The 2,016-nt window shown below is 49.0% G+C and carries 2 protein-coding genes; both read right to left on the minus strand.

Annotation, left to right across the window (positions count from 1 at the left end; translation table 11 throughout):
• Positions 1-1,654 (minus strand): OmpA family protein (locus tag ACFOSV_RS00005; RefSeq protein ID WP_377902139.1); only part of this gene is annotated, 1,654 nt, incomplete at its 3' end.
• 2 nt (positions 1,655-1,656) lie between these two features.
• On the minus strand, positions 1,657-2,016 hold a 360-nt coding region (locus ACFOSV_RS00010), incomplete at its 5' end, for a type IX secretion system membrane protein PorP/SprF (protein ID WP_377902140.1).

Genomic DNA, 2,016 nt, shown 5'->3' on the forward strand with positions numbered 1-2,016 from the left:
TAATCACATATTTGTCCAGATCGTAGTACACAATGTCTACATACACCGGCAACTGATACGGAATCGGAGTCAGCGTGTATTCTCGTTGGATCGTATCGCCTTCAAAGCCTTTCGTGCTGATCGTCTCGTCAGTCACAGTAAAGTAACCCGGCTTACTGATCGTAATTCCAAAGTCACTCTCCGGCTCCAACTGGGCGGTCAGCTCTCCGGTGCCTTTACGCTCCGTGGCTACCTGTAGTCCCTGGGTCTTGTCCTGTAAGGTCGCCAGGTAACTGTCCGTCACCACTGCTCCCTCGCAATCAATCACACGAGCCAAAAATTGCTTGTACTGCTCTTCGATCAGGTAGATGTCATCCAGTCCCATACCTCCTGCTCGGTTAGAGGAGAGATACACTTCTCCGTTTTCCATCTCGCGGTACGCAAAGTCATCGGCAATAGAGTTCACAGGAATTCCCATGTTCTGCACATTGCTGATCTCCCCATTGCTATAGCTCGCCTCGTAGATGTCCATCCCGCCCACTGTCGGGTGGCTTCCATCCTTAGAGGAGAAGTAAAACTTGTCTCCTTTTCTAAACGCATGTGTCTCGTCTCCTTCGGTATTCACCGCCGGACCCAGCTTCACCGGGGCACTGAAAGTCATGTTTTCGTCATAGGCTGAATAGTACAGGTCAAAGTCTCCCTTCGTAGTCAGTACTTTTCGCTCTTTCTTCTTGCCTGGGTTTAAGATCACCGTGTCCACATCGGAAGCAAAGTATAAACGCTTCGCCTCTTCATCCACAAAGGGATTCATCACCGAATAGCCGATCGAGTCATTGAACGGAAACGGCATAAAACCTTCCAGCGTCCCCTCTTCGGTTACCGTGCTATAATAGATCTCCGGAAACACATTGATCTCCCGGTCTTTCTTCACTTTCTCTATCCCTCGGGTCACCGAGTAGAACAGCACGCCCGCTTCCTTGGCATAGCTCGGATCGGCAAAGTTGTACGTGTTCGGTACATTGGAGATCACCTCACTGATGTTCCCCTCTTCGTCTTCCTTGTATACACTGAAGTATTCTCTGCCGGTATAGTCCTGCTTCTCTTCACTAAATATCTTATTCCGACCATCAATTCGAATACCAGGTCTCTCATCTACAAAGCTTCCTCCCCGGTCGGATACAAAGTACTTGTTACCCTGCCCGTCCATCGCCAGTCCAAAGTCTGACTCGCTCGAGTTCAATGCTTCCACATTTTGTGGCTTGACATTCAGCCTGCTCTTCTTATCGATAAACTGCTTCACCTGCACGCTATCCAGCAAGCCCTTGCTCTCCAGCATATCTCTCGCCTCTCTCAGATTACCCGTACGTTGGGCGGACTTCAAGTAACCTTCGTACTCAAACAGACCCGCTTCCTCGTAACCGATCGCCGTCTCCCACCATTTGTAGGAATTGGTATAGTCACGGATCTCGTCGTAGGTCTTGGCAATCGAGTCTGCGGTACTCATCTTCGGCTTCCTCGCATATGCCTCCTCGTACACCGCAATCGCAGTCTTATAGTTATACAGGCTCACCTGCTCATCTGCATAGCGCAGCAACCCCTTCTGGGCTTGTGTGATCCCTACCGATCCAAAGATCAGCACTGCACTTAATATGATTTGTGTCGCTAGTCTTTTCATCTTTAGAACCATCTTTGATTTCTCATTACTGCTTTTCTTGGGGTCATATAGAAGCCGATCGAAAACTCATGCGAGTTGTTTCGATAGTCCTGTAATACGTTCAGGTTATGATCGTACGCATACCCGATTCGTAAACGGTCGGTCGGGAAAATCTCAATCACCGCCGCCACCGCATTTCTATTGCTCAAATTCTCCTGCAAATTGTCATTCCAGATCTTCATGTTGCTTCGGTAGGAACCTCCCACCCAAATCCGCTCATAAAACAGGAACATCGCATTGATATCATAATTCGTCGGAGCTCCTTTCACTTCCTTGATCAAGAAGCTCGGCTTGAACTTCACCGTCTCTCCCAAGTCCAGCAG

The organism is Algoriphagus namhaensis (genome assembly GCF_042649705.1).
GTDB lineage: Bacteria > Bacteroidota > Bacteroidia > Cytophagales > Cyclobacteriaceae > Algoriphagus > Algoriphagus namhaensis.